Source organism: Pseudaestuariivita rosea (genome assembly GCF_017592335.1).
Classification (GTDB): Bacteria; Pseudomonadota; Alphaproteobacteria; order Rhodobacterales; family Rhodobacteraceae; genus Parasulfitobacter; species Parasulfitobacter rosea.
In genome coordinates this window covers 47877-73050 of the sequence record NZ_JACNMP010000003.1, presented here as the reverse complement: position 1 = coordinate 73050, position 25174 = coordinate 47877, and the positions used below count along the sequence as shown (strand labels likewise).

The following is a 25174-nucleotide window of genomic DNA, read 5'->3' as shown; positions in this document are numbered from 1 at the left end:
AGGACATGAAGTATATCTCAACCCGCGGCAAGGCGCCGGTTTTGACATTTGAACAGGCGATGCTGACGGGGCTGGCGCGCGATGGTGGCCTTTATGTGCCTGAGACTATTCCGCAAATGTCCCATGCGGATATCGCTGCGCTGGCTGGTGTTACCTATGAAGAGGCCGCCTTTCGCGTCATGCGCCCTTTTATCGGGGATACATTCACCGATACGGAATTTGCCGACCTGATCGCCAAGGCCTATGCCGGGTTCGGCCACGATGCCCGCGCGCCTTTGGTCCAGATGGGGCCAAACCATTTCCTGCTAGAGCTTTTCCATGGCCCCACGCTGGCCTTCAAGGATTTCGCCATGCAGCTGATCGGCCAGATGTTCGAATTTTCGCTGAAGCGGAACGGTCAGCGGGTGACGATCGTGGGGGCCACTAGTGGTGATACCGGGTCCGCCGCGATCGAAGCATTCCGGGGGCTGGACGCGGTCGATGTCTTTATCCTTTTCCCCCATGGTCGCGTCAGCGAAGTGCAGCGCCGCCAGATGACGACGCCAGTTGAGGATAACGTGCACGCGCTGGCCTTGAACGGTGATTTCGACCACTGTCAGGCGGCCGTCAAAGACATGTTCAACGATTTCGACTTCCGCGACAGTGTCCGGTTGGCGGGCGTCAATTCGATCAACTGGGCGCGGGTGCTGGCGCAGGTGGTCTATTATTTCACATCGGCTGTCACCCTTGGTGCGCCGCACAGGCCTGTCAGTTTTACCGTGCCCACGGGCAATTTCGGCGATATCTTCGCAGGCTACATTGCCAAGCGTATGGGCTTGCCGATTGAAAAGCTGGTCGTCGCGACAAACCAGAACGACATCCTGCACCGCGCGCTGGAAACGGGGGGGTATATTACCCAGGGCGTCACGCCCTCGATCAGTCCGTCGATGGATATTCAGGTCAGCTCGAACTTCGAACGGGCGCTGTTTGATGTCTATGACCGTGATGGCGCGGCGGTGGCGCAACAGATGGACCAGTTGAAAGCCGAAGGTGGGTTCAAGATCAGTCAGGGCGCGCTGGAACGGTTGCGCGACATCTTTGCCTCGGGCCGTGCATCCGAGGATCAGACCAGCGCCACGATCAAGACCGCTTTTGCCCACACAGGCGAAATTCTGTGCCCGCATTCGGCTGTCGGTGTAAAGGTCGCGGAAGAGCATATATCGGGTCAAACCCCGATGATCACGCTGGCAACCGCACACCCCGCCAAGTTCCCTGACGCAGTGGAAGCGGCCATTGGACACAGACCGGGGCTTCCATCACGCATGTCAGACCTTTATGAACGCGCAGAGCGGGTGACTCAGGTGGCCAATGACCTGACCGCGATTGAGGGGATCATAAAGGAGCGCATTTCAGCGTGAGCGTCCAGTTACATACGTTATCAAACGGGTTTCGCATTGTCACAGAACGGATGGAGGGGCTGAAGTCAGCCTCGCTTGGTATTTGGGTTCTGGCGGGCGGCCGTCACGAACGAGTCGAACAAAACGGCATCGCCCATTTTCTGGAACATATGGCGTTCAAGGGCACCAAACGTCGAACGCCCTTGCAGATTGCCGAGGCGATTGAGGATGTGGGCGGCTATATCAACGCCTATACCAGCCGGGAAATGACCGCCTATTATGCGCGTATCCTGGAAAACGATGTACCTTTGGCGCTGGATGTGATCGCCGATATCGTCCTGAACCCCGTGTTTGATCCCGCCGAGATTGAGATTGAGCGCGGCGTGATCCTGCAGGAAATCGGTCAGGCGCTGGATACGCCCGACGATATTGTCTTCGATTGGCTGCAAGAGGTCGCGTACCCCGATCAACCCATTGGGCGGTCTATCCTTGGACCCGCCGAGCGCGTCAGTGCATTCAGCCGCGATGATCTGTCGGGCTTTGTCAGTGAACATTATGGTCCCGGTCAGATGATTCTGTCGGCGGCAGGTGCTGTGGATCACGACGCACTGGTAACCGAGGCGGAAAAGCTGTTCGGCCACCTGCAACCTGTTCACGGACGCTTGGAACAGGTCGCCACCTTCCGCGGCGGTGAACGGCGCGAGGTGAAAGGCCTGGAGCAGGTGCATTTTGCTCTGGCGATCGAGGGGCCGAATTACCGTGATCCCGCGATCTATACGTCACAGATTTTCTCAACTGCGATGGGCGGTGGCATGTCTTCGCGGCTGTTCCAGGAAATCCGCGAAAAGCGGGGCTTATGCTATTCGATCTTCGCGCAGGCGGGTGCCTATGCTGACACCGGTCTGACAACGATCTACGCGGGCACAAGTGCGGATCAGATCGGCGAACTGGCCACGATCACGATGGACGAGCTAAAGCGCGCGGCCGACGATATGACGCCCGAGGAAGTCGCCCGTGCGCGTGCCCAGATGAAAGCCGGGTTGCTGATGGGGTTGGAAAGCCCGTCGAACCGCGCCGAACGTCTGGCGCGGCTTCTGGCGATTTGGGACCGTGTGCCTGATCTGGAAGAAACCGTCGCCATGATCGACGCCGTGACAACGGGTGATGTGAAAGACTTTGCCGCCCGCACCGCGCAAAGTGCGGGGACGGCCATGGCGCTTTACGGTCCAGTGTCAGCCGCCCCCAGCCTGGAGGTCCTGCGCGAAAGGCTTGCCGCCTGATGCTGATCACCCGGCGCAAGGTTCGGCTGGAAACGGAACGGATGTCTTTGCGTCCGCCGTCCCACGCCGATTTCCGCGCCTGGACGGCCCTGCGCCGCGAAAGCGCCGATTTCCTGAAACCCTGGGAACCGGCCTGGGCCGACGATCACCTGACGCGCAAGGCCTTCACCAATCGCGTCTATTGGGCACAGCGATCCATTGGCAGCGGGTCTGCTGTGCCGCTGTTCCTGACGCTGCGCGACGACGAACGTCTACTTGGTGCGATCACGCTGGATAATATCCGCCGCGGCCCAGCACAGGCAGGGACTTTGGGCTATTGGATCGGTGCCGCCCACGCCCGTCAGGGATACATGCGTGAGGCCATCGAAGCCGTTGTGCACTATGCCTTTCAACAGCTTGACCTTAGCCGGGTCGAGGCCGCCTGCCTGCCCGAAAACGCAGCATCGCGGGGCGTGCTGGAAAAATCGGGATTTAAATACGAAGGCGTCGCGCAAAGCTATCTGCAGATCAACGGCCGCTGGCGCAACCACGTGCTTTACGCAAATTTACGCGGTGACAGACGCGGCAAGACAGAAGTAGGATGACGCCAGCCAACCCGGCTCTATGTTCTATAGACGGAAGGTGACCGATGATCCGTTTTATCTGCTTTTTTCTTATCGCTTTTTCAGGTGCGGCAGCGGCGCAGGATCGCAGGCCCAGCCATTGCATTGCGATGGTCCAGAATGCCCCCGGCATCCAGTTTCTGCACAAAGCAAGCTATCTGGACCCCGTCGCTGAAGATAAAGTGCGTTTACGCTATGTTGATCACGCGATGTTTCTTTTGCAGACCCAGGGCGGGATTTCGATTGCGACCGATTTTACGGGTTTCCTGGGTGCGGTCGATTTCACGCCGACGGTTGTGACGATGAACCATGCCCACGGCAGTCACTTCACCGCCAACCCTGATCCTGAGATCCCGCATGTTCTGCGGGGCTGGGGCACAAACGGCGTCGCCGCTGACCATCACCTTGATCTGGGCGAAGTTCTGATCCGCAACGTGCCCACGGACATACGGTCGCGCTTCGGGGGGGATCCTGAACGCAACGGCAATTCCATATTTGTGTTCGAAGTGGCGGGCCTTTGCATTGGCCATCTGGGGCATCTGCATCACGAACCCTCGGCCCAGCAATACGCCGCACTTGGGCGTCTGGATATCGTCATGGCCGCGGTTGATGGCGGGCTGACGGTTGACCATGACACAATGGTGCGCATTCTGACCCGTTTGCGGTCGTCGATCATCATTCCGATGCATTGGTTCGGCGAATATAATCTGGAACAATTCCTGACCGAGATGCGCCGCGATTTCCCGGTTGAGCGTCTTGATGGATCATCGATTGAGGTATCGCTGGCCACGCTGCCGTCCCGGCCGACCATCATGGTGCTTGAACCCAGCTTCCTGCGCGAAAATGAGTAAACACCAGTGATCCAAACCCCCGTGACCAGCGAACATGAAGCGCAATTGCGTGCGCTGTTGCCCGACGCGGCCTTTCCGGACCTGTCCGAGGCCTATCTGCAGGAACCACGCGGCCGATATCAGGCTAAGGACGCTATTCTGATCACACCCCAGACCGCTGATCAGGTCTGTCAGATCGTGAAATACGCCCATAAGACGGGCATCGGCATTGTGCCTTATGGCGGTGGAACCGGGCTGGTCGGTGGGCAGATTGCCGAAAACGCCCCGCGCCACATTATTTTGTCGCTGGAAAAAATGCACGCGATCCGCGCGGTTTATCCGGACGAAAATGTCCTTGTGGCCGAGGCCGGTGCGATCCTGCATGACATTCAGACGGCGGCGGCTGACGTCAACCGGCTGTTTCCGCTTTCGCTGGCCTCGGAAGGATCGGCGCGGATCGGTGGGTGCCTTGCGGCGAACGCGGGCGGCGTCAATGTGCTGCGCTATGGGAACACGCGCGATCTGTGTTTGGGGCTTGAGGTTGTCTTGCCCGACGGTACGCTTTGGAATGGGCTGTCACGTCTGCGCAAGGACAATACCGGATATGATCTGCGCAATCTGATGATCGGGTCCGAAGGCACCCTGGGCATTATCACCGCCGCCGCCCTGCGCCTGTTTCCGATACCAGCGGGGCAGGGGACAGCCTTTCTGACGGTGCGCGATCCCGGCGCTGCGCTGGACCTGTTGGCGCTGGCGCGGGATCATATGGGCGAATGCATCTCGGCCTTTGAACTGATCCACCGTCAGGGATTGGATTTTATCACCGAAACCCTGCCCGACCTGCGGACCCCTTTTGAAAAGCCGCCGGAATGGTCTGTGCTGATCGAGGTCGGCCTGCCCCGCGGGCTTGACCCGCAAGATGCACTTGAAACGCTGTTCACCGCGGCCCATCAGCAGGGTTTGGTCGATGACGGTCTGATCGCACAATCCCAGACGCAGCGGGATCAGTTCTGGTCCGTCCGGGAACACATCCCCGAGGCCAACCGGCGCATCGGGTCGATCTCATCCCATGATATCTCGGTCCCGCTTGGGGCAATCCCCGAATTCATTGAACGCGGCCGCGAGGTCATCCGCGCCATCGGCAACTTTCGCATCAACTGCTTTGGCCACGTGGGTGACGGCAATCTGCATTACAACGTCTTCCCACAGCCCCGGCGCAGCCGCGCCGATCATCTGGCCGAACGTGATCAGATCAAAAGCGCTGTCCATCAACTGGTGCACGACATGGGCGGATCGGTCAGCGCCGAACATGGTGTCGGGCGCCTGAAGGTTGACGATCTGGAACGATTTTCGGATCCAGCAAAATTGGCGACGATGCGCGCCATTAAGCGCGCCCTTGATCCGGCGGGTATCATGAACCCCGGCGTAATCCTGCGTGATGTGACCTGAAACAACGGCCATTGCGAAAGTTTTGTGACATTTGATTGAACTCAAAGTCCGCGATCCCCAGCTCTGACACAGATCAGAAAACATGAACGTGGGGGACGGCGATGAAAGATTTGGCGGCTGAACAGAATGAGGCGACCGAACATGCGCGGGTGGATGTGGCGGTTCACTCGGCCATAGGTCAGTTCACCGGCGGTTTGTCGCCCTCGGCTTTGGCAACATCCTGTCTGGATTGGTGGATGCATCTGGCCGGGTCGCCTGCAAAACAGGCCGATCTGACATCGCTTGCACTGCAAAATGCTGCAACCATGATGATGGACCTGATGACACCCGCGCTGCGACACCAAAACGAAGATATAACCGACAAACGGTTTCGCGACGTGGAATGGCAGACCTATCCCTTCAGCCTGTACAGCAAGTGGTTCCTGATGCAGCAGGACTGGTGGCAGGCCGCCACGACCGGGCTGCACGGGGTCGAACCCGAACACGAACGCATTGTCAGCTTCGCCGCCCGGCAAGTGTTGGACACCTTGTCGCCGTCAAATTATCCAACCACCAATCCTGTGGTTCTAAAACGCACCTTGGAAGAACGTGGCGCCAATATTCAGCGCGGCTTCGAAAACTGGATCGAGGATTTCAACCACATCCTAAGCGGCGCGCCGAAACCGCAGACCGACTATATCGTGGGCGAAAGTATTGCCGTGACACCGGGGCAGGTGATCTATCGCAACCGGCTGATCGAACTGATCCGCTATACGCCGGCGACTGAAAAGCTGCACCCGGAACCCATTCTGATCGTCCCGGCCTGGATCATGAAATACTATATACTTGATCTGTCGCCGCAGAATTCGCTGATCAAATATCTGTGCGATCAGGGGTATGAGGTCTTTGCGATATCCTGGAAAAACCCTGATCAGGACGATGCTGACCTGGGCATGCAGGATTATGTTGATCTGGGCGTGCGCGCCGCCTTGGACCAGATCGCGCCTGCCGGATCAGACCGGCGCATTCATGCGGCGGGCTATTGCCTGGGCGGCACGCTTTTGTCGATCATGGCGGCGGCCATGGCGCGCGATGGCGATGATCGTCTGGCGACCGTGACGCTTATGGCGTCTCAGGTCGATTTTTCCGAAGCGGGCGAGCTGTCGTTGTTTATCAACGAAAGCCAGGTGTCCTTCCTGGAAGATATCATGAAAACACAAGGCTATCTGAGTGCCGATCAGATGTCGGGCGCCTTTCAGATGCTGCGATCCAATGACCTGATCTGGAGCCGCCTGATCCGCCATTACCTGTTGGGGGAACGCACCGCGATGAATGATCTGATGGCCTGGAACGCCGACACGACCCGCATGCCAGCCAAGATGCATTCACAATACCTGCGCAGCCTTTTCCTGCGCAATGCGCTGGCCAGGGGGCAATATAAAGTGGATCGCAAGACCATTGCCCTGACAGATATCAAGACACCGGTCTTTTCAGTGGCGACAGAAAAGGACCATGTATCGCCCTGGAAATCGGTCTATAAGATTTCCCGCCTGACCGACACGGAACTGACGTTTCTGCTAACAAACGGTGGGCATAACGGCGGTATCCTGTCCGAGCCCGGCCATCCACACCGGCACTACCGGCTGTCAAAACTGAACCATGGCCAGCCGCATCTGACGCCTGAGCAGTGGTTTGATCAGACAGAGCCGGAAAACGGATCATGGTGGCCGGTCTGGACGCAGTGGCTGGACAGCCATAGCTCAGCGGCTGGCATTCCCGACGCACGGATTTACCCCAATATGGCCGCGGCCCCGGGAACGTATGTTTTTGGGTGAAATTTATAAAAACCGGTAACGGTCGGATAATCCTGTGCGGCCCTGAACAGATGTCCAAGGCCGCGTACACCGGCGACAGTGTGTCTACGCCATGCACCCCAATTTCGCGGGATGCATCAGGACTCAGCCCGAGGCCTTCTTCCGGGCATCTGCCAGCATCTCGTTGCCCATTTCAACCAGTTTACCGGTTTCAGCGGTGTACTGATCAATGGCTTTCTGGATGAATTGCGCCTGGATATGGCGCATTTCTTCCACGTTCTTACAATGCAAAAGCGCATGCTGCGTTTTCACATCCTCTTGAACGCGTTCTGCAACGAAGCTTAACAGCTCGCTCCCGACGTCGCCCAGATTTTCCAGCCAGGCCGTTCCCATCCATGTCAATGATCCAAAACCGACCTTTTGCAGGTCTGCCATGGCATCCATCATTGAGGCTGCCGATGGTGCAGCGTCATTCTGGTCCTTTGACGTTTTAGGCATATCATCCTCCCTATGCCGAGTGTACGTGATTTACAGATCATAAATTAACGGGCGCCGCGTTGATCTGGCTCAATTTCTGCGTGTTTTGTTTTGTGGCTGGAAATCCCCCCTTTTCAAAACGAAAAAACCCGCTTATACGGCCCCCTTCATCAGGGCATACACCCTTGGAGGATGCCCATAATTCAAGGAGAATACCTATGGCTGGACAGATTCCAGATCTAGAAGCCCAGGTCCGCGCGGGAACAGGCAAGGGGGCCGCCCGCCAAGCCCGTCGTGACGGTATGGTACCTGGCGTTGTATATGGTGGCGGTGTTGACCCGTTGCCGATCAACATCCCCTTCAACGTGTTGTTCAAACGCCTGAAAGCCGGGCGTTTCATGTCGACCCTGTTCAACATGAAAGTCGAAGGTCAGGACGATGTCCGTGTGATCTGCCGCGCGGTTCAGCGGGATGTAGTCAAGGACCTGCCGACGCATGTGGACTTTCTGCGGCTGAAACGGACGACGAAAATCAACCTGTTCATTCCCGTTGAATTCGAAGGCGAAGGCGTTTCACCGGGTCTGAAAAAAGGCGGCGTTCTGAACGCAGTCCGCCCCGAGGTCGAACTGGTTGTGACAGCCGGCGACATCCCCGAAAAGATCGTGGCGGATGTATCGGAAATGCAAATCGGTGATACGTTGACGATTTCGTCAATCAACCTGCCTGCAGGCGCTAAGCCCACCATCGACCGTGATTTCGTGATCGCGAACATCCAAGCGCCATCTGGCCTGAAATCCCAGTCCGATGATAGCGAAGGCGAAGCCGAAGAAAGCACGGAAGAGGCTGCGACCGAAGAGTAATCTCTGACTGATCAGAGACACGGAAAAGGGGCCCTATAGTGGCCCCTTTTTTGTGTCTACCCTAAAAGGCGCTGTTTTATCCGTCGAATAGCGTGCGTCCCAGGATGACCTCACATTCGCGTCGGGCCATCTGGAACTCGGCCCAGTACTTGGCGCGATCTTTGCGTTGTTGCGGCTGATGGATCAGCCAAAACCGAAACGGCGGCTTTTCGTGAAGCCACGGCTTTTCAAACCCTGTGAAATGTAAAATCGCTGGCGCCTCACGCGACGCTTGCCAGGCTTTCCGGATATCGTCCGAGATATAGTGTTTGCAGGTCTTCGGGTTGCCCCATCCCGAATTCCAGATCGGGTCCAGATAGTGCACCTGATCGCGAAACACCATGTTCAGCCAATCCTGATCGCGTGAGGTATATTTGGCCGTCGCCTCAATATCCATCATGTGATCCGCCAGCCCAACCGCGTTGATCCGGTCCAGATCAAAGACCATAACACCAGAATTGAAATACCGCGACATATCGATGCCATCCAACCTAAGGCCACGCTTGCGCTGCTTGTCCGCACGCTTTTGGGCCGCCCGCGATCCAGTGTTCTGCGCCTTTTGCAGGTCTACCATAATACCAGGGGCCAGAACCGCGCCCACGCATTTCCCGGCCAGATCCTGATGCCAAAGCTCGGTCACATCCCGGCGGGCGATGCAGTCTCCATCGATATAAAGAACCCGGCCCTCATGCAGTTTCGGCAACAAAAGCCGCGCCCGCGCCGCCAGCGGCAAACGTCCCCGCGGCAGGTGGTCATAGTCTTCCAGGTTCAGGTGATCCAGAGTGATCGGCGTGTCAAAATGTGCCAACAGCTTTCGAACCAGACCGGGCAGATGATCAGACGGATCGGTCGCATGCAACGTCACCTGCAACGCCTGCGCCTTGGTCTTCAGCACCGTATAAAGCGACACCAAACTACAGGCCTCAAACCCGCGATCAAAGAAATAAACAATATGAGGCCGCCCGCCCATGCCTGCCCAAAACCCAGATTCGATGCCTGAGGTATCAGTGAGCCGACGCGAAGCGGATGTCTATATGATTTAGGGTGGTTTATCGGATGATGTTACCGGGCGAAATCAAGTTACCGGGCGAAATCAAAAAGATACACGACGTCCGGTCGATCCAGCTTCTAAAGATGTGATAAGAGGCCCCGGATCAAGTCCGGGACTATGGTGATTTGGGCGGGTGATCCGCCCAAATCATTACTTTTCTTTGCGAACACCTTTGAAGGGCGTTTTGCTGGATGTTTTGACATCCATAAAGCGCCCTGTATTGCTGTCGCGTTTTACATAGTGGCCAGATGGCGTCTTCGTTTGAGAACGACCTTTGACCGCACCTATCCGCTTGCCATCACTGTATGGTCTGTTTTTAGCCATTTTCGACCTCACGACGTATGGCAAGCATCACTACAATGCTTGCAACCGTTTGACTGACGATGATGAGACCGCTTGGCTTCTGCTACTGCACCATGGCAGCTTTCAAATAACCCTATATAACTCGTATCGTTAGCTATGCTCAACCAATAGCAACCTTGTTGATGTACTTCATGGTCACCATTAGACTGTGGTGTGTTATTAACGTAGTAAATGTAAGCCATAATCAGCCCTTTATTAAGATTTGCGAAGGCCGACTTGACAATACTCTACGAAATGAGATTCATTTCAATATGACAAAGAGGTTCCGCGTCGACCTTCTGGTTTAAGCGGTTCGCAGTCAAAGACGCCGTCTGGTTGCCGCCATGACGGCGTCACTGATTCTACGAAATGTCGATTAGAATTTTGGATCAGGTAGCACTGATGAGTCAAGTGCTACACCGCATAACGCGCCTCGAAAAGGCGTACCTACCACATATGGTGACACACCATATCAGCTGGGTCAATTACGTTTTCAGAGTTATCCACAGATTTATCCAACAAGATATAAGTGCAGTTATTTTGTTTTTGCATGATAGCCGCTACGAGGTCACGCTTCACCCTCCTCGAAAGCGGGCCATGTTTTAGGATTACATAACTTACACGGATTTGGCGCTTACCCCTGCAGCGCCATCACCTCAACATCACCCTCAACCCGTGCTTTCATCGCCAAAGCAGCCGCGTGAGATGCGGCGGCGGTGGTGAAGTAGGGGATTTTGTCGTAAAGCGCGACGGCGCGGATGTCGCGGCTGTCTTCGACCGCTTGGGCGCCCTCGGTTGTGTTCATCACCAAAACGATTTGCCCGTCCTTTAGCTGGTCAACCACGTTCGGGCGGCCTTCATAGACCTTATTCACCGTCTCGCACGCCACACCCTGATCGGTCAGCCAGCGGGCGGTGCCGCGGGTGGCGATGATGGGAAAGCCCAGATCGGTCAGCGTCTGCGCGGCTTCAACCATCATATCGGTTTTGTCGGCGTCGCGGATCGAGATAAAGACCTTGCCCGAACCACCCTGGGGCAGGTCTGTACCCGCGCCCATCTGTGCCTTCAGGAACGCGCGGTAAAAGTTCGGGTCGCTGCCCATGACCTCGCCTGTGGATCGCATTTCGGGGCCCAGGATCGTGTCGACGCCGGGGAAGCGGGCAAAGGGCAGGACGGCCTCTTTCACCGCGAAGGTGTCGATTTGCGGATCCTTTAAAACGGCCTCGCCTGCCGCGGACCGGCCCGGGCCAGCGGCACGGGCCACGCCCGACCTCCCCGTTTCGCTGGAAGCGAACCTTTGGTTCGACGAGAGGGCGTTCGCCCCCCCGAGGTCGGGCGCGTCCCTCTCGTCGGTTTGAAAGTTCGTCAGCGGTTCACCCGCCATCACACGGGCGGCGATGGTCGCGATGGGGCTGTTCACGGCCTTGGCCACGAAGGGCACGGTACGGCTGGCGCGGGGGTTGACCTCGATCAGGTAGATCTGGCCGTCCTTGACCGCGAATTGCACGTTCATCAGACCCACAACATTCAGGGCCAGCGCCAGGGCCTCGGTCTGCTTTTTCAGCTCGGCAATTGTGTCGGCATCCAGCGAATAGGGGGGCAGCGAACAGGCGCTGTCGCCTGAGTGCACGCCGGCTTCTTCGATATGCTGCATGATCCCCGCGACATGCACGCGGGTGCCGTCACACAGCGCGTCGACGTCAATCTCAACAGCGCCCGACAGATAGCTGTCGAGCAGCACGGGGCTGTCACCCGACACCACGACGGCCTCGGAAATATAGCGTTCCAGCTGCGCCGTATCCCGCACGATCTCCATCGCGCGGCCACCCAGAACGTAGGACGGGCGGATGACCAGCGGAAAGCCAACCTGACCCGCAATTTCCAGCGCCTCCGCATCGGAATGGGCGATGCCGTTTTGCGGCTGCTTCAGGCCCAGCTTCTGCACAAGCGCCTGAAAACGTTCGCGGTCCTCGGCCAGATCAATCGCATCGGGCGAGGTGCCCAATATCGGGATGCCCGCAGCCTCAAGCGCATTAGCCAGCTTAAGGGGCGTCTGGCCGCCGAACTGGACAATAACCCCATGCAGGGTGCCGTTTGACTGTTCGACCCGCAGGATTTCCATCACGTGTTCGAACGTCAACGGCTCAAAGTACAGCCGGTCCGAGGTGTCATAATCGGTGCTGACCGTTTCGGGGTTGCAGTTGATCATGATCGTCTCGTATCCCGCGTCAGTCAGGGCGAAACAGGCATGACAGCAGCAATAGTCGAACTCGATCCCTTGCCCGATACGGTTGGGACCGCCACCCAGAATGACAACCTTTTTGCGGTCGCTCGGGCGGGCCTCGCATTCGACATCACCCATCACAGGGGTCTCATAGGTCGAATACATATAGGGCGTCTGGGCCTCAAACTCGGCCGCACAGGTGTCGATGCGTTTGAAGACAGCCGTGACGCCCAGGTTCTGGCGCGCGCGGCGGACGTTGTCCTCGGTCCGGCCCGTCAGGTGGGCTAGGCGGGCGTCTGTGAAGCCCAGCATTTTCAGCGCGCGCAACTCTTCCGTCGTGGTGGGCAGGCCGTCTTTGGCCAGTTGCACCTCGGCCCCGATGATTTCGCGGATACGGGCCAGGAACCAGGGGTCGAATTTGGTCAGATCGTGGATTTCGTCATCGCTGAAGCCATAGCGCATCGCCTCGGCAATCACGCGCAACCGGTCTGGCGTTTGCTGCGCCAGCGCCCGCGTCAGGGCCTTGTCAATCGCGGTCTGCGCGTCGGCGTCCTTGCCCACGATGATGCGGCTGATGACCGGATCGTCACTGGCCCCAAAGGTGCGGGCGTCGGGGGCGGGCATGCCCTCAACCTCGATCTCGTCAAAGCCGGTCAGGCCGGTTTCCATCGAGGCCAGCGCCTTTTGCAGGGACTCGTGGATCGTACGGCCGATCGCCATCGCTTCGCCCACGGACTTCATCGCAGTGGTCAAATAGGGTTCTGAGCCTGGAAATTTTTCAAAGGCAAAGCGCGGGATTTTGGTGACGACGTAATCTATGGTCGGTTCAAAGCTGGCGGGTGTCACCTTGGTGATGTCGTTATCCAGCTCGTCCAGTGTGTACCCAACGGCTAGCTTTGCAGCGATTTTGGCGATGGGAAAGCCCGTGGCTTTGGACGCCAGCGCAGACGACCGACTGACGCGCGGGTTCATCTCGATCACGACCATCCGGCCATCTTCGGGGTTTACGGCCCACTGCACGTTTGACCCGCCGGTTTCCACCCCGATTTCACGCAGCACGGCGATGCTGCCGTTGCGCATGATCTGGTATTCCTTATCGGTCAGCGTCAGGGCCGGGGCCACAGTGATTGAATCACCCGTGTGCACGCCCATGGGGTCAACGTTTTCTATGGCACAAACGATAATCGCGTTGTCGGCCTTGTCACGCACGACCTCCATTTCGAATTCTTTCCAACCCAACAGGGATTCGTCGATCAGGATCTGATTGACGGGGCTGGCGTCCAGACCGGATTTGCAGAAATGTTCATAATCATCCCGATTATACGCCACGCCGCCGCCGGTGCCGCCCAAGGTAAAGGCCGGGCGAATGATCGCGGGCAGGCCAACATAATCAATGGCGGCCATGCATTCTTCCATGGTGTTGGCAATGGTGGCTTTGGGGTTTTCAAGCCCCAACCGATCCATCGCTTCACGAAACAGCTTGCGATCCTCGGCCATCTCGATCGCATCACGTTTGGCGCCGATCATCTCGACCCCGAATTTTTCCAGCACGCCCATCTCTTCCAGCGCAAGCGAGGTGTTCAGCCCCGTCTGTCCACCCATCGTTGGCAACAGCGCATCGGGGCGTTCCTTTTCGATGATCTTCGCGACGATCTCTGGGGTGATCGGTTCGATATAGGTCGCATCGGCCATATCCGGATCTGTCATGATCGTGGCGGGGTTCGAATTGACCAGGATTACGCGATAACCTTCCTCGCGCAGCGCCTTGCACGCCTGCGCGCCTGAGTAGTCAAATTCGCAGGCCTGCCCGATCACAATAGGCCCCGCTCCGATGATCATGATGGACGAGATATCGGTTCTTTTCGGCATGACGGACCCCGGTGTGCGCAAATTGTCGTGGGTTATAGGCAACACGCGCGCAGACGCAAGGGCAAACCACTGGCCAGCAGAACCAGACAGTATACCCATTGACACAATGTTGAGCATCTAGGGGGTATTTGTGGTGTCATTAACGCATCTGACGATAAACATATGCCGAGCAGTGCTTATTGCACTTGTTACGCTGTTGCCCATTTCAGCGGTCGCTCAGGACAATGTTTCCTACACACTTTCAGACGGCCGCACTGTCCAGCCTTTGGAAACATTTCGGGAATGTGATGTTTGTCCTGAAATGATCGTCATGCCGCTTGGATCTTTCATGATGGGTGCGATACCGGGTGAATCGCGCAACCCGTTTGATTTCTACGGCGACGGGGCGACCGGGCGGGTGCGAGCACCGGATGAAATAAACATCATTCCAAGTGAGCATCCGCGTCATCGGGTTCAGATTGACATCCCCTTTGCGATTGGACGGAATGAGGTCACGCACGCCGAATGGATGGCCTGTGTTGAGGGCGGCGGCTGTACGCATAATCCAGATCATACTCTTTTTGTATTTCGCCGGGGGGGTGTGGCACTTGGGCCCATGCATCCTGTGATTGACGTGTCTTATTGGGATATACAGGAGTATGTTACCTGGCTGAACACCCAGATCGGGGCTGATGTCTATCGCTTGCCTACTGAGGCTGAGTGGGAATATGCGGCGCGGGCCGGTACAGAAACACGATTTGCCCAGGGCGATGAGTTGTCGGCAGATCAGGCGAACTTTTCACGCGCCGCAACGGAACACGTTAGGCAAACCATCCAACAAGAGCCTATGACGCACCTGACAAACCGGCGCATGCCAGTACGTGTCGATGAACTCGACGCCTCAAATGCTTGGGGTTTGCGACATATGTCCGGAAATGTGCGCGAGTGGACCCAATCTTGCTCGACAGAAGCCCATGTCGGACTAGCGACAGCAAGCGCTTATCTGCAGCTTGCGCAATCACAAACAACGTGTCGTCGTACAGCCAAAGGCGGTGCATTCACAACTGCGATGGATGGCGTCCGCCTTGCGAGTAGTACACAGCCAAAAGAAAGCCGTCGTGATTACAATCTGGGTTTCCGCATTGTACGAGATTTGACGCAGCAGTAGGTAAGCTGGTTGACGCTCGTTTCGTCACACTCAAGCGATTTACTAACAGTGTAAGGGCAAACCAAAAACGTCAGCCGCGTCACCCTCGGGTGGACCGCCAGAGTTAACCGATCGTTAACCATTCAGACCTAGCCCGAGCGACAAGCAAAACGGGACAGGATCACAACATGTATAACGTCAGCATTTCTTTGGACACCAGCGGTGGGTTTGCCAGCGACTGGGTAACCGAGGCGCATTTTGGGACAAACATGCTGTTTCATACCGACCGCACGGCAGAGGGATCGGATTTTCGCAGTGTGATCGAAAGCACGGGCGTCAGCTACATCCGCTATCCCGGCGGCACGATTGCGGAACAGTTTTTCGACATCACCGACCCCGACGCGACCACCGGAACGAACGTTATTGATAACAACGGCGACACCAGAAACCTCGAAACGCTAAGTAATTTTGTAAACTACTGCGATGAGATCGATGCAAACCCCGTGATCGTCCTGCCGACCTATCGTTATTTCGATGAAACAACGCGCCAGGTCCGGCCCGAGGCGGAAGCTGAGTACAAGGACTTTATCCGCGCCCTTCTGACCGACGCATACGGCAATATCGATACCGTCACGCTGGAACTGGGCAATGAGTGGTACCAGACCAGATTTGACTGGACCGTCGAAGAGTTTGCCGAATTTCAGGCCACTGTCGCCGGTTGGATTGATGAGGTCGCGGCTGAGCTGGGGGAGCGCGGCAATGTCACGCTGCTGGCGCAGGCCGGTCGCAACGACACGACCGAAAGCAACGATATGCTGGCCGCGGCCTTTCAGGATGATCCATCCCTGATCGACGGGGTTATCACGCATATCTATGGCGTAAACAACTCGGGCGACCCATTGGGCATTGGTGGTGGTGCCGACCGCCGTCTGGATATGATTTCCGATGTCTGGTCGACCGCCCTGGCCGCGATGTCGATATCGCAGTCACCGAATGGAATGTGGGCGACGATGGCGCGGACAATACGCTGATCACCGGCCTTATGCGCAGCGCGCCGTTGATGCGGATTTTTGGCGAAATGATGGAAAACGGTGTCGATCTGTCGATGCTCTGGTCAACACAGACGAACCCCAGTCCTGGTGGCCTCAGCCCGCGTGAAGGCAATGGTGATCACTATACTCCGACCGGATACCTGTTTTCGATGCTGTCTGACGCTCTGGTCGGGTCACGCCTGCTGAGTGATGATATCTGGCTGCGGGATGGGACGACCCAGATCGGCTATAACTATAACTTCCAGGACGGCGACAATTACACCAGCTACTTCGTGTCCGGCGCCGATGGTGACATCGCGCTGGATATCGATCTGTCCGACTACTACGCCCAAGACGCCTATATCTATGCCACGGTGCTGGGCGCCGCCCCCGGGGACAGCGGCACCGAGTTTCTCTCTGACGCGTCCATTTCGCATATGACGGCGCTTGGTTTTGCGGGTCTGGGTGCACAGGACTGGAACTTCGACTACACCCTTGGCGCCTATGAGATGATCCAGATCCGGGTGATCGTCGGCACCGGTGTCGATATCGAAGGCGATCGTTTCAACGCGATTGCAGACCAACTGATCGGCAGCAACTATGGTGACACTCTGGCCGGACATCTGGGCAACGATCTGCTGAATGGCTTGGGCGGCGATGATATTCTGGAAGGTGGCGCGGGCAACGACACGATCAGCGGTGGCTGGGGCCACGATGTGCTGGCAGATACCGCCGGGGCCGACAGCCTTTGGGGCAACACGGGCAATGACTCGATCTACGCCGGTATCGGCAACGACGTCCTTGGCGGAGGGGATGGAAACGATCTGCTGTTCGCAGGCGGCGGAAACGACACCGTCTGGGGCGGAACGGGTGATGACGCCATTTACGGGCTAGATGGCGACGATTCGATGTTTGGCGGCGACGGGGCTGATCAGCTATGGGGCGGAAACGGTAATGACACGATCTTTGGCCAAGCCGGGAATGACCGGCTGGACGGTGGCGTCGGGCACGATTCAATAAGTGCCGGTGGTGGCGATGACCACGTTTTTGGCGGTGCAGGCAATGATACTTTGTCCGGCTTTGATGGAAATGATGTCCTTCACGGAGGCGATGGAGCAGACGGACTTTGGGGCGAAAACGGTAATGACAGTTTGTACGCCGGTGCGGGCAACGACGCCCTTGGCGGTGGGGCTGGCAATGACCTGATGTTCGGCGGCAGCGGCCAAGACATCCTTTATGACGCAGGTGGCAGCGACACGATGTACGGGGGTGCCGACGAAGATAGTTTCATCTTCACGCAAGCGCCGCAGAATGACGTTATCGGTGATTTTGAACTTGGGCTGGACAGCCTGACACTCAGGCAGGATTTCTGGGCAGGTACCCTGACAGCCAGTCAGGTGATCGAGCAATTCGCAAGCGTGGTTGGGAATGACGTGGTCTTCGACTTCGGCGGTGATCAGGTCATCACGCTGCGGGGGCTTGGGTCGACAAACGGTCTGGCAGACGATCTGGTCCTGGTCTAAGCACTTATGCCCCGCTGACGCCTGCCTCGGCAAAGGTCGCCATGCCCGAATGGCAGGCCAGCGCGGCTTTCAGGATGCCAAGGGCAACTGCGGCGCCTGATCCTTCGCCCAGCCTTAGGCCCAGTGACAGCAGCGGCTCTTTGCCAAGGGCCGCCAACAGGTCGGCATGCGCGGCCTCGGCGCTTTGGTGGCCTGCGATGGCATGATCCAATGCGCCGGGTTGGGCTTTTTCCAGCACGGCCGCGGCCGAGGTGCAGATAAACCCGTCCAGCATAACGGGGCAGCGTTCAGCGCGTGCGCGGGCAATGGCCCCTGCCATCGCCGTCAGTTCGCGCCCACCCAGACAGCGCAGCACCTGCAGCGGATCATCCAGATGCGCCCGATGTTGCGCAAGCCCCGCAGCTACAACGCGGGTCTTCAGCTGCAGCCCCGCATCATCAACGCCGGTGCCACGGCCCGTCCAACGCGCGGCATCGCGATCGAAAAGACCGGCAGCCACAGCAGCGGCAGCGGTCGTGTTGCCGATGCCCATTTCGCCCACGATCACCACATCGGCACCAGGGTCGACCGCAGTCCAACCGATGTTCAGGGCCTCGACCACCTCGGCCTCGTCCATTGCAGGGGCCTGTGTGAAATCCGCCGTCGGTCGATCCAACGACAGGGCGTGCACATCCATGCGGCACCCGTGCAGATCGGACAGCTGATTGATCGCCGCACCACCCTGTTCGAAATTCGCAACCATCTGGGCGGTGACTTCGGGCGGAAAGGCCGACACACCCTGCGCCGCGACCCCGTGATTGCCCGCAAAGACGATGACCTGAGGCGCATTTATCGTCGGCGCCGCCATGCCGCGCCAGCCCGCGTACCAGATCGCAAGCTCTTCCAACCGGCCCAAAGCACCCGGCGGTTTGGTCAGCTGAGTGTTCCGCAACGCCGCCTGCGCCTGCGCGTCCGTGTCGGCGTCTGGCAGCTCCGACAACAGGCGGCGAAAATCATCAAGGGTGGAAAAGGCGTCTGTCATGTGACCTCTCATTGCTGCCGCCGCGCGATGTGCTAAAGCTGTTCCGACCGTTTCATGCGATAGAAAGACGGCAATGTCACGCGATCAGGGGCCTTTGATCCAATTCATTGATATTCCTGCGGCTTTGGGCCTGTTGACACGGCTGCCCATCCGCGTCGATGCGGGTCGTGCAACGGCGCGTGGCGCGGCCTGCGCCTGGGCCTTTCCGCTGGTGGGTGCAATTGTCGGATGGCTGGTCATGGTCATGGCATTTGGCCTGATCGCCCTGGGTGTCGATGCCTCGGTCGCGGGGGGGCTGATTCTGTTTACCCAGGTGATACTGACCGGCGCCCTGCACGAAGACGGCTTGGCCGACAGCGCCGATGGCCTATGGGGCACGTGGGATCGTGACCGGCGGCTTGAGATCATGAAAGACAGCCATATCGGCACCTATGGCGTTATCGCGTTGATCCTGTCGTTTCTACTGCGGTGGATCGCGCTGATCCACGTTTTGCAACACAGTGTCGTGCTGTTGGTCGTCATCGCAACGCTCAGCCGTGTGCCGATGGTCATCCTGATGGGCTGGCTGCCAAATGCACGCGAAACCGGCCTGTCTGCGGGCGTGGGGCGGCCAAAGGCGGCGACCATGATGCTAGCAATTGCGGTGGCCCTTGGCGCGACCTTTCTGATGGCCACGCCCGATGTGGGGCTGATGCTGGGTGGCGTCACGGTCATTGCAACGCTGATCGTCGGGCAGATCGCGCGCCACAAAATCGGCGGGCAAACGGGCGACATCCTTGGCGCGTCGCAACAGGTCAGTGAAATCATGCTGCTGCTGACACTAGCATGGCATTTTACCGCCTGACGACCCAGGTGACCAAAGGGCAGTTGACAAGTCTTACTAAATTAGTCAGATATTAATACAGATCTCCCAGCCACCCCATTTCAGGGAAGCCCGGAACCAACGAAATCATTTGGAGGTTCATATGGACGCCCCACATCCGCACCCCCTGCGACGGAATGACAGTTTGGCACGGGATCTGAAACCCTGTTGGCGTGAGATCGCGAACGTGCTGTCCGAAGGCACCTATTCAAGCGAGCTGCGTGTCGAGTTGTTGCTGGATCGGATCGAGGGTCGGCCATGAATATGAAGCCCACGTCCTTTGTCCCGCAACCTACGGTCGACGCCCCCAAACAGTTGCCCACCTATGATGCCCGCATGCTGGTGCAAGATGGCGTGCAAGCTCAGATCGTGCTGGACAATCAGGTCTATGTCTTGCGGATTACACGGGCAGGCAAGCTGATCCTGACAAAGTGAAAATATATCTTTTGAAAGAGGTCTTTGCAAAACCTTCATCGCCCGGTGTAAACCACCGGGCAGCGCCCGACCTCCTGCCATGGGCGGGCGCTTCTCGCCCACCCGCGGACGGGCGCTGCCCTGCGGATATAGCACCTCTATAAACCAAGATAATCGCGCAGCGCTGCCGGGGGATGGGCCAACACCTTAGCCGCAGGCGCGGGCGGGTTAGCTTGCCCATCGGCAACCACGATGATCTGATCGGCAATGCGTTCTGCGTCTTTCGGATCATGGGTGATCATCAGCAGTGTCGCGTTGTTATCGCGGGCGGTCTGCTTCACCAGATCCAGCATCTCGGCTTTCAACGCGGGGCCAAGCGCGGCAAAGGGTTCGTCCAGCAGGATCAGAGGTTTGGCCTGCAGCATAACCCGTGCCAGCGCCACGCGGCTTTGTTGCCCACCGGACAATGCGCCGGGTTTGCGATCCTCAAACCCGCGCAGCCCGACCTTGTCCAGCGCCTGCATCACCTGATCCTTGTGTGCGGGCGTCAGATGCAGATCGGGGCGCAGACCAAGGGCCACATTCTGAAACGCCGTCAGATGGGGAAACAGGTTATTGTCCTGAAACAGCAACGCGATGGGCCGATCCGCGGGCGTGCGCGTTGTGATATCTGCGCCGTTCCACAGAATGCGGCCCGCTGACGGCTGCAAAAATCCGGCGATGGCGTTGAATAGCGTCGACTTGCCCGCCCCCGATGGTCCCATCACCGCGATGCTGTGCCCCTTCGCAACGGTCAGATCAGCGCCCAGATGAAAATCGCCCAGATCAATCCGCAGCCCCTCAAGCGTCAGCATTGGCGCGGCCCCCTTTGTCGAAGATCCAGAAGGCCAACAGGCTAAGCGCCAGCAGCAACAGCGCGGCCCCCGCCGCTGCCTCCAGCCGATAGGATTCCATCAGCCGATACATCTCAAGCGGCAGGGTCGCGCGGGTTGGGTCGGAAAACAGTGCGATGACCCCCAGATCGCCCATGGCCAGTGCGGCGGTCAATCCGGCCGAAAACCCGAGCGCCCGGCGCAAGCGCGGCAGGTAAAGGTAACGGAACCGTGCAAAGCCCCGCATCCCCAGCGCGTCGGCCAACCTGCCGAACTGCGCCTCGGTCTGTGCGACGGCCGGAACCAGCGCGCGCAGGGCAAAAGGCAGCGCCATGGCGGCATTCACCAGCGCCGTGATCGGCAGGACCACGCGGGTGGGATCGACAAACGGGAACAGCAAAATGAACATGCCCGTCCCAATGACTAGGGGCGAGGCCGCGATGGCCAGCAGGCTGATCCCCTCGACCCATAGGCGCCCCCTGTTCAGCGTGTTCAGCCAAAACGCCAGTGCCAGCGCCATGGCCATGCACAGGGTGGTGGCAATGATGGCCACGAAAACGGACCGGCCTGCAGCCTGCCAAACGGTCGCTGGCATCTCGAACGCGCCCGCTGCGCCGCGCAGGATCACCATGGTCAGGGGGGTCAGCAGGAACAGCGCCCCTAAGGCGATGATCGCGGCGTCCTGCGCCCTCAGCCACGGATTTCGCGCATCCCATCGTTCGACGGCACGGTCCAGCCCGCCGCTCGTGACCTGAGGCAACGCGAGCTTCAAGGCCACCGCCCCCGCGATGCCACAGACCAGAAATTGAAGCGCGGCCAGTTGCGCGGCTTTGCCCAGGTCGAAGTCGAACCGGAACGCTTGGTAAATGGCCAATTCGATCGTCGTCGCTGCCGGTCCGCCCCCCAAGGCCAGCGCGACGGCAAAGCTGGTCAGGCAGATCAGGAAAATCACCAGAAAAGCCCCCGGCACCGTTTCGCGCAGCATGGGCCATTCGATCTGGCGGGCAATGTCGGTGGGACGGAAGCCGAGGCTAGCGGCCAGCCGAAAGCGCTCGGCCGGAATGGCCAGCCACCCCTGCAGGATCAGGCGCGTGGCCAGCGGCAGGTTGAAGAACACATGCGCCAACAGAATGCCCTGCAAGCCGTAGATCTGGATCGGAAGCCCCGTGATGGTGGCGATCAGTCCGTTTCGTCCGAAAATGGCAAGCAGCCCCAGAATGGCGACGATCACCGGCAAGATAAAGGGTGCACCCATCAGCGTGATCAACAGACCGCGCCCCCGGAATTGTCGGCGGGCCAGGGCGCGGGCCAGCGGGATGGCCAAGATCACGCTAATCACGGCGCTAAGGCTGGCTTGCCAGAGCGTAAACCGCAGAACGCGCCAGTCATCGCTACTGATGGCCGTTAGCCCCTCGGCCCGCGACAGCACGGCGGCGAGGGTGCCGAAGCTGAGGAGTAACAGGACGGCGATTGATGTCCAGCCGGTGAGCTTCGACATAATTTTAGTCTCGCGAACATCTGAAAACTAAGTGACGAGGGCAGCGACCGGCCCGAGGGTGGGTGCTGAAAGCGCCCGCCCTGGGGGGCGGGTCGGGCGCTGCCCGGTGGTGCCCACCGGGCGGGACTTTACCGCGATAACGCACGCCGCCACTCTTCCAGTGCAGGACCGCGCAGGGCCTCTGCCTCTTCCTCGCTGTAAAACAAAACCTTTTCCGGCAGCTTCAGTTGCTCAAACCCTTCGGGCAGTTTGTCGGCCTCAAGTTTCGCAGGGAATGACCAATTGCCCTCAGGGATGATCGACTGAAACGCCTCACTCAGGATAAAATCCATAAACGCCTGCGCCAGTTCGGGCTGATCGGTGCCTGCAACCTGCGCGGCCAGTTCGACCATGAAATAATGCCCCTCATCAAAAATCGCGGCCTGTTTCGTATCATCCCCTTCGGCAATGATGTGATAGGCCGGGCTGGTCGTGTAGCTGAGCACCATATCAGCCTCACCATCGGTAAACATGCCATAGCTTTCCGACCACCCCTTGGTCACGGTCAGGATATTGGGCTGCAACTGTTCCCAGGCCTCTTCCGCGCCGTCGCCATAGATCGCCTTGACCCACAACATCAGCGCCAGACCCGAGATTGAGCTGCGCGGGTCCTGAATGACGATCTTCAGATCATCAGGCGCGGCCAGCAGGTCATCAAAGCTAGCGGGCGGCTGATCCATGCGCGTCGTGTCATAGATAAACGCCGTGTGACCCCAGTTGAACGGCAGAAAAACCTCGTCCGTCCAGTCGATCGGCATCGTCAGATCGCTGGTGTCCTGACCGTGGGGCGCAAACAATCCGGTGGCGCGCGCGCGTGCAGTGACGTCAGTGTTCAACCCGATCACGGCATCGGCGCGGGTGCGTTCGCCCTCAAGCAGCAGCCGGGGCAGCACGTCGCCCGTGACAAACTGCAGATCGCAGGCGCAGGTTGCCTCAAACGCCTGCTCAATCGCGGGGCCGGGGCCCCACTCGGACGCAAAATAGTCAGGCGCGTAAACTGTCAGAACAGGGGTTTCGGCCATCGCGACGCTGGCGGTGGCACAAAATCCTGCGGCATATATCAAAGATCTCATCTCGCTCTCCATCATTGCCACAGGCGGAAGTGGGGCTGGAGGCGTGTCCAGTAACCTTCCCTCCGCCGGTGTTAACCGGTTCAGGTTCAACGGGTTCGCTTTGCGCATCTCAGCCTTTGATCGGCACCCCGAGGTATCGTCAGATGTAACATCTGGCCCGGCGGGGGCAAGTCGAAACCGCTTGAGCGTCCGGGCCCGCGCCGTTAGATGCGTGAAGTTAAGGAGCGTTTGCGATGAGTATGAACAGTTTCGGCCACCTTTTTCGTGTGACGACATGGGGCGAAAGCCACGGGCCCGCCTTGGGTGCGACGGTGGATGGCTGCCCGCCCGGTGTGCCGGTGGATGCCGCGATGCTGCAGCAGTGGCTGGACCGCCGGAAACCGGGGCAAAACAAATACACCACGCAGCGCCGCGAACCTGATGAGGTCGAAATTCTGTCGGGTGTGTTTGAGGGGCAGACGACCGGTACGCCGGTGCAACTGATGATCCGCAACACCGATCAGCGGTCCAAGGATTATTCCGAGATCATGGATAAGTTTCGTCCGGGTCATGCTGATATCACGTACTGGCAGAAATACGGGATCCGTGATTATCGGGGTGGCGGGCGATCCTCGGCCCGGGAAACGGCGGCACGGGTGGCTGCGGGCGGTCTGGCGCGGGCGGCTTTGGCGGTGCTGGTGCCGGGGGTGCAGATCAAGGGCTATATGACCTGCATGGGCGCGCATGAAATTGACCGCGGGCGGTTCGATTGGGATCAGATTGACGAAAATCCGTTCTGGACGCCTGATGCGCAGGCGGCGCAGGATTGGGCGGTGTATCTGGATGATTTGCGGAAATCCGGCAATTCGGTCGGGGCGGTGATTGAGGTTGTCGCACGTGGCGTTCCCGCGGGGCTGGGTGCACCTGTTTATGGCAAGATCGACACCGATCTGGCCGCGGCCATGATGTCGATCAACGCGGTCAAAGGGGTTGAGATTGGCGAAGGCATGTCTGCGGCGATGCTGACGGGTGACCATAACGCTGATGAGATCACGATGGGGCCGGACGGGCCGGAATACAGCAGCAATCACGCGGGCGGTGTGCTGGGCGGGATCACCACTGGTCAGGATGTCGTGGTGCGTTTTGCGGTCAAACCGACGTCGTCGATTCTGACCCCGCGCAAGACGATTACCAAATCGGGTGAGGCGACCGAAATCGTAACAAAAGGTCGTCATGATCCCTGTGTTGGTATCCGCGCGGTTCCCGTGGGCGAGGCGATGATGGTTTGTGTGATTCTGGATCATCTACTGCTGCATCGCGGGCAGGTCGGGGAAAACCGCGGGCAGATTGGCTGACAACGCCCATGGCCCCGCGACCGGATCGGTAGCGGGGTGGGTCTATCTGATCTGATAAAGAAAGGCGGCGCCGCCCGCTTTAGGCTGGTTGACCGGATCGGGGATGTCAGTCCCCCACCTTCGTTGATCTCATGCATGATTTTCGTACAGGTGGCCTGTGATCTGGGGTGTCAGTCCAAAACACAAGGT

The 25174-nt window shown here is 58.6% G+C and carries 22 protein-coding genes and 1 riboswitch; of the genes, 14 read left to right on the top strand and 8 right to left on the bottom strand.

What is annotated here, in order from left to right; genetic code table 11:
* Positions 1-5 precede the first annotated feature (5 nt).
* From thrC to H7848_RS03385, 6 genes are all read left to right on the top strand, one after another.
* A complete protein-coding gene (thrC, locus tag H7848_RS03410; RefSeq protein WP_208347978.1) occupies positions 6-1397 on the top strand; it encodes a threonine synthase in 1392 nt (463 codons plus the stop codon).
* Entirely contained in the window at positions 1394-2656 is a 1263-nt protein-coding gene (locus H7848_RS03405) for a M16 family metallopeptidase (protein ID WP_208347976.1), read from the top strand. Before thrC ends, H7848_RS03405 begins: the two co-directional genes overlap by 4 nt.
* Entirely contained in the window at positions 2656-3240 is a 585-nt protein-coding gene (locus H7848_RS03400) for a GNAT family N-acetyltransferase (RefSeq protein WP_208347973.1), read from the top strand. The genes H7848_RS03405 and H7848_RS03400 overlap by 1 nt, the downstream gene beginning before the upstream one ends.
* Before the next feature lie 44 nt (positions 3241-3284).
* Positions 3285-4109: an MBL fold metallo-hydrolase gene (locus H7848_RS03395; RefSeq protein WP_208347970.1), complete on the top strand. Its 825-nt coding sequence runs from the start codon at positions 3285-3287 to the stop codon at positions 4107-4109.
* Between the two features lie 6 nt (positions 4110-4115).
* Entirely contained in the window at positions 4116-5537 is a 1422-nt protein-coding gene (locus H7848_RS03390; RefSeq protein WP_419555488.1) for an FAD-binding oxidoreductase, read from the top strand.
* A 101-nt stretch (positions 5538-5638) separates the two neighbouring features.
* Positions 5639-7351 carry a PHA/PHB synthase family protein gene (locus H7848_RS03385; RefSeq protein WP_208347967.1) on the top strand — a complete coding sequence of 571 codons (1713 nt, stop codon included), beginning with the start codon at positions 5639-5641 and terminating at the stop codon, positions 7349-7351.
* 123 nt (positions 7352-7474) lie between these two features.
* On the opposite strand, the gene H7848_RS03380 is transcribed toward H7848_RS03385, so the two are convergent.
* The gene (locus tag H7848_RS03380) at positions 7475-7828 is read right to left on the bottom strand and encodes a phasin family protein (RefSeq protein WP_208347964.1); all 354 of its coding nucleotides are present in this window, start codon (positions 7826-7828) and stop codon (positions 7475-7477) included.
* A 197-nt stretch (positions 7829-8025) separates the two neighbouring features.
* Between H7848_RS03380 and H7848_RS03375 the strand changes: the two genes are divergently transcribed.
* A complete protein-coding gene (locus tag H7848_RS03375; RefSeq protein ID WP_208347962.1) occupies positions 8026-8667 on the top strand; it encodes a 50S ribosomal protein L25/general stress protein Ctc in 642 nt (213 codons plus the stop codon).
* A gap of 76 nt (positions 8668-8743) precedes the next feature.
* Here H7848_RS03375 and H7848_RS03370 read toward each other — a convergent pair whose 3' ends face one another.
* From H7848_RS03370 to carB, 3 genes are all read right to left on the bottom strand, one after another.
* Positions 8744-9676 (bottom strand): glycosyltransferase family 8 protein, encoded by a 933-nt coding sequence (locus H7848_RS03370; RefSeq protein ID WP_208347959.1) that lies wholly within the window; start codon positions 9674-9676, stop codon positions 8744-8746.
* A gap of 231 nt (positions 9677-9907) precedes the next feature.
* On the bottom strand, positions 9908-10081 hold the full coding sequence (locus H7848_RS03365; protein ID WP_208347957.1) for a hypothetical protein: 174 nt from the start codon (positions 10079-10081) through the stop codon (positions 9908-9910).
* Positions 10082-10733: 652 nt separating this feature from the next.
* Positions 10734-14192, bottom strand: coding sequence for a carbamoyl-phosphate synthase large subunit (gene carB / locus H7848_RS03360; RefSeq protein ID WP_208347955.1), 3459 nt, complete (start codon positions 14190-14192; stop codon positions 10734-10736).
* Positions 14193-14364: 172 nt separating this feature from the next.
* Between carB and H7848_RS03355 the strand changes: the two genes are divergently transcribed.
* The 3 genes from H7848_RS03355 (at position 14365) to H7848_RS03345 (ending at position 17872) form a co-directional block, all read left to right on the top strand.
* The gene (locus tag H7848_RS03355) at positions 14365-15339 is read left to right on the top strand and encodes a formylglycine-generating enzyme family protein (protein WP_208347953.1); all 975 of its coding nucleotides are present in this window, start codon (positions 14365-14367) and stop codon (positions 15337-15339) included.
* Between the two features lie 167 nt (positions 15340-15506).
* Positions 15507-16349: a hypothetical protein gene (locus H7848_RS03350; RefSeq protein ID WP_208347951.1), complete on the top strand. Its 843-nt coding sequence runs from the start codon at positions 15507-15509 to the stop codon at positions 16347-16349.
* Positions 16319-17872, top strand: a complete 1554-nt coding sequence (locus tag H7848_RS03345) for a calcium-binding protein (protein ID WP_208347950.1) — start codon at positions 16319-16321, stop codon at positions 17870-17872. The genes H7848_RS03350 and H7848_RS03345 overlap by 31 nt, the downstream gene beginning before the upstream one ends.
* A 4-nt stretch (positions 17873-17876) precedes the next feature.
* Here H7848_RS03345 and cobT read toward each other — a convergent pair whose 3' ends face one another.
* Positions 17877-18893 (bottom strand): nicotinate-nucleotide--dimethylbenzimidazole phosphoribosyltransferase, encoded by a 1017-nt coding sequence (gene cobT / locus H7848_RS03340; protein WP_208347949.1) that lies wholly within the window; start codon positions 18891-18893, stop codon positions 17877-17879.
* 73 nt (positions 18894-18966) lie between these two features.
* Here cobT and cobS point away from each other — a divergent pair, with 73 nt between their 5' ends.
* The 3 genes from cobS to hemP all read left to right on the top strand — a co-directional run bounded on the left by cobS (position 18967) and on the right by hemP (position 20190).
* Entirely contained in the window at positions 18967-19737 is a 771-nt protein-coding gene (gene cobS / locus H7848_RS03335) for an adenosylcobinamide-GDP ribazoletransferase (RefSeq protein ID WP_208347948.1), read from the top strand.
* Between the two features lie 121 nt (positions 19738-19858).
* A complete protein-coding gene (locus H7848_RS03330; protein ID WP_208347947.1) occupies positions 19859-20017 on the top strand; it encodes a hypothetical protein in 159 nt (52 codons plus the stop codon).
* A gap of 2 nt (positions 20018-20019) precedes the next feature.
* The gene (gene hemP, locus H7848_RS03325; protein WP_208348255.1) at positions 20020-20190 is read left to right on the top strand and encodes a hemin uptake protein HemP; all 171 of its coding nucleotides are present in this window, start codon (positions 20020-20022) and stop codon (positions 20188-20190) included.
* Between the two features lie 137 nt (positions 20191-20327).
* Here the strand turns inward: hemP and thiQ are convergent, their stop codons facing one another.
* The 3 genes from thiQ to H7848_RS03310 all read right to left on the bottom strand — a co-directional run bounded on the left by thiQ (position 20328) and on the right by H7848_RS03310 (position 23651).
* On the bottom strand, positions 20328-21023 hold the full coding sequence (thiQ, locus tag H7848_RS03320; RefSeq protein WP_208347946.1) for a thiamine ABC transporter ATP-binding protein: 696 nt from the start codon (positions 21021-21023) through the stop codon (positions 20328-20330).
* A complete protein-coding gene (locus H7848_RS03315) occupies positions 21010-22539 on the bottom strand; it encodes a thiamine/thiamine pyrophosphate ABC transporter permease ThiP (RefSeq protein ID WP_208347945.1) in 1530 nt (509 codons plus the stop codon). The genes thiQ and H7848_RS03315 overlap by 14 nt, the downstream gene beginning before the upstream one ends.
* A 128-nt stretch (positions 22540-22667) precedes the next feature.
* Positions 22668-23651, bottom strand: coding sequence for a thiamine ABC transporter substrate-binding protein (locus H7848_RS03310; protein WP_208347944.1), 984 nt, complete (start codon positions 23649-23651; stop codon positions 22668-22670).
* Between the two features lie 40 nt (positions 23652-23691).
* A riboswitch (TPP riboswitch) is annotated at positions 23692-23792 on the bottom strand.
* Positions 23793-23884: 92 nt separating this feature from the next.
* Between H7848_RS03310 and aroC the strand changes: the two genes are divergently transcribed.
* Entirely contained in the window at positions 23885-24985 is a 1101-nt protein-coding gene (gene aroC, locus H7848_RS03305) for a chorismate synthase (protein WP_208347943.1), read from the top strand.
* Positions 24986-25174: the final 189 nt, after the last annotated feature.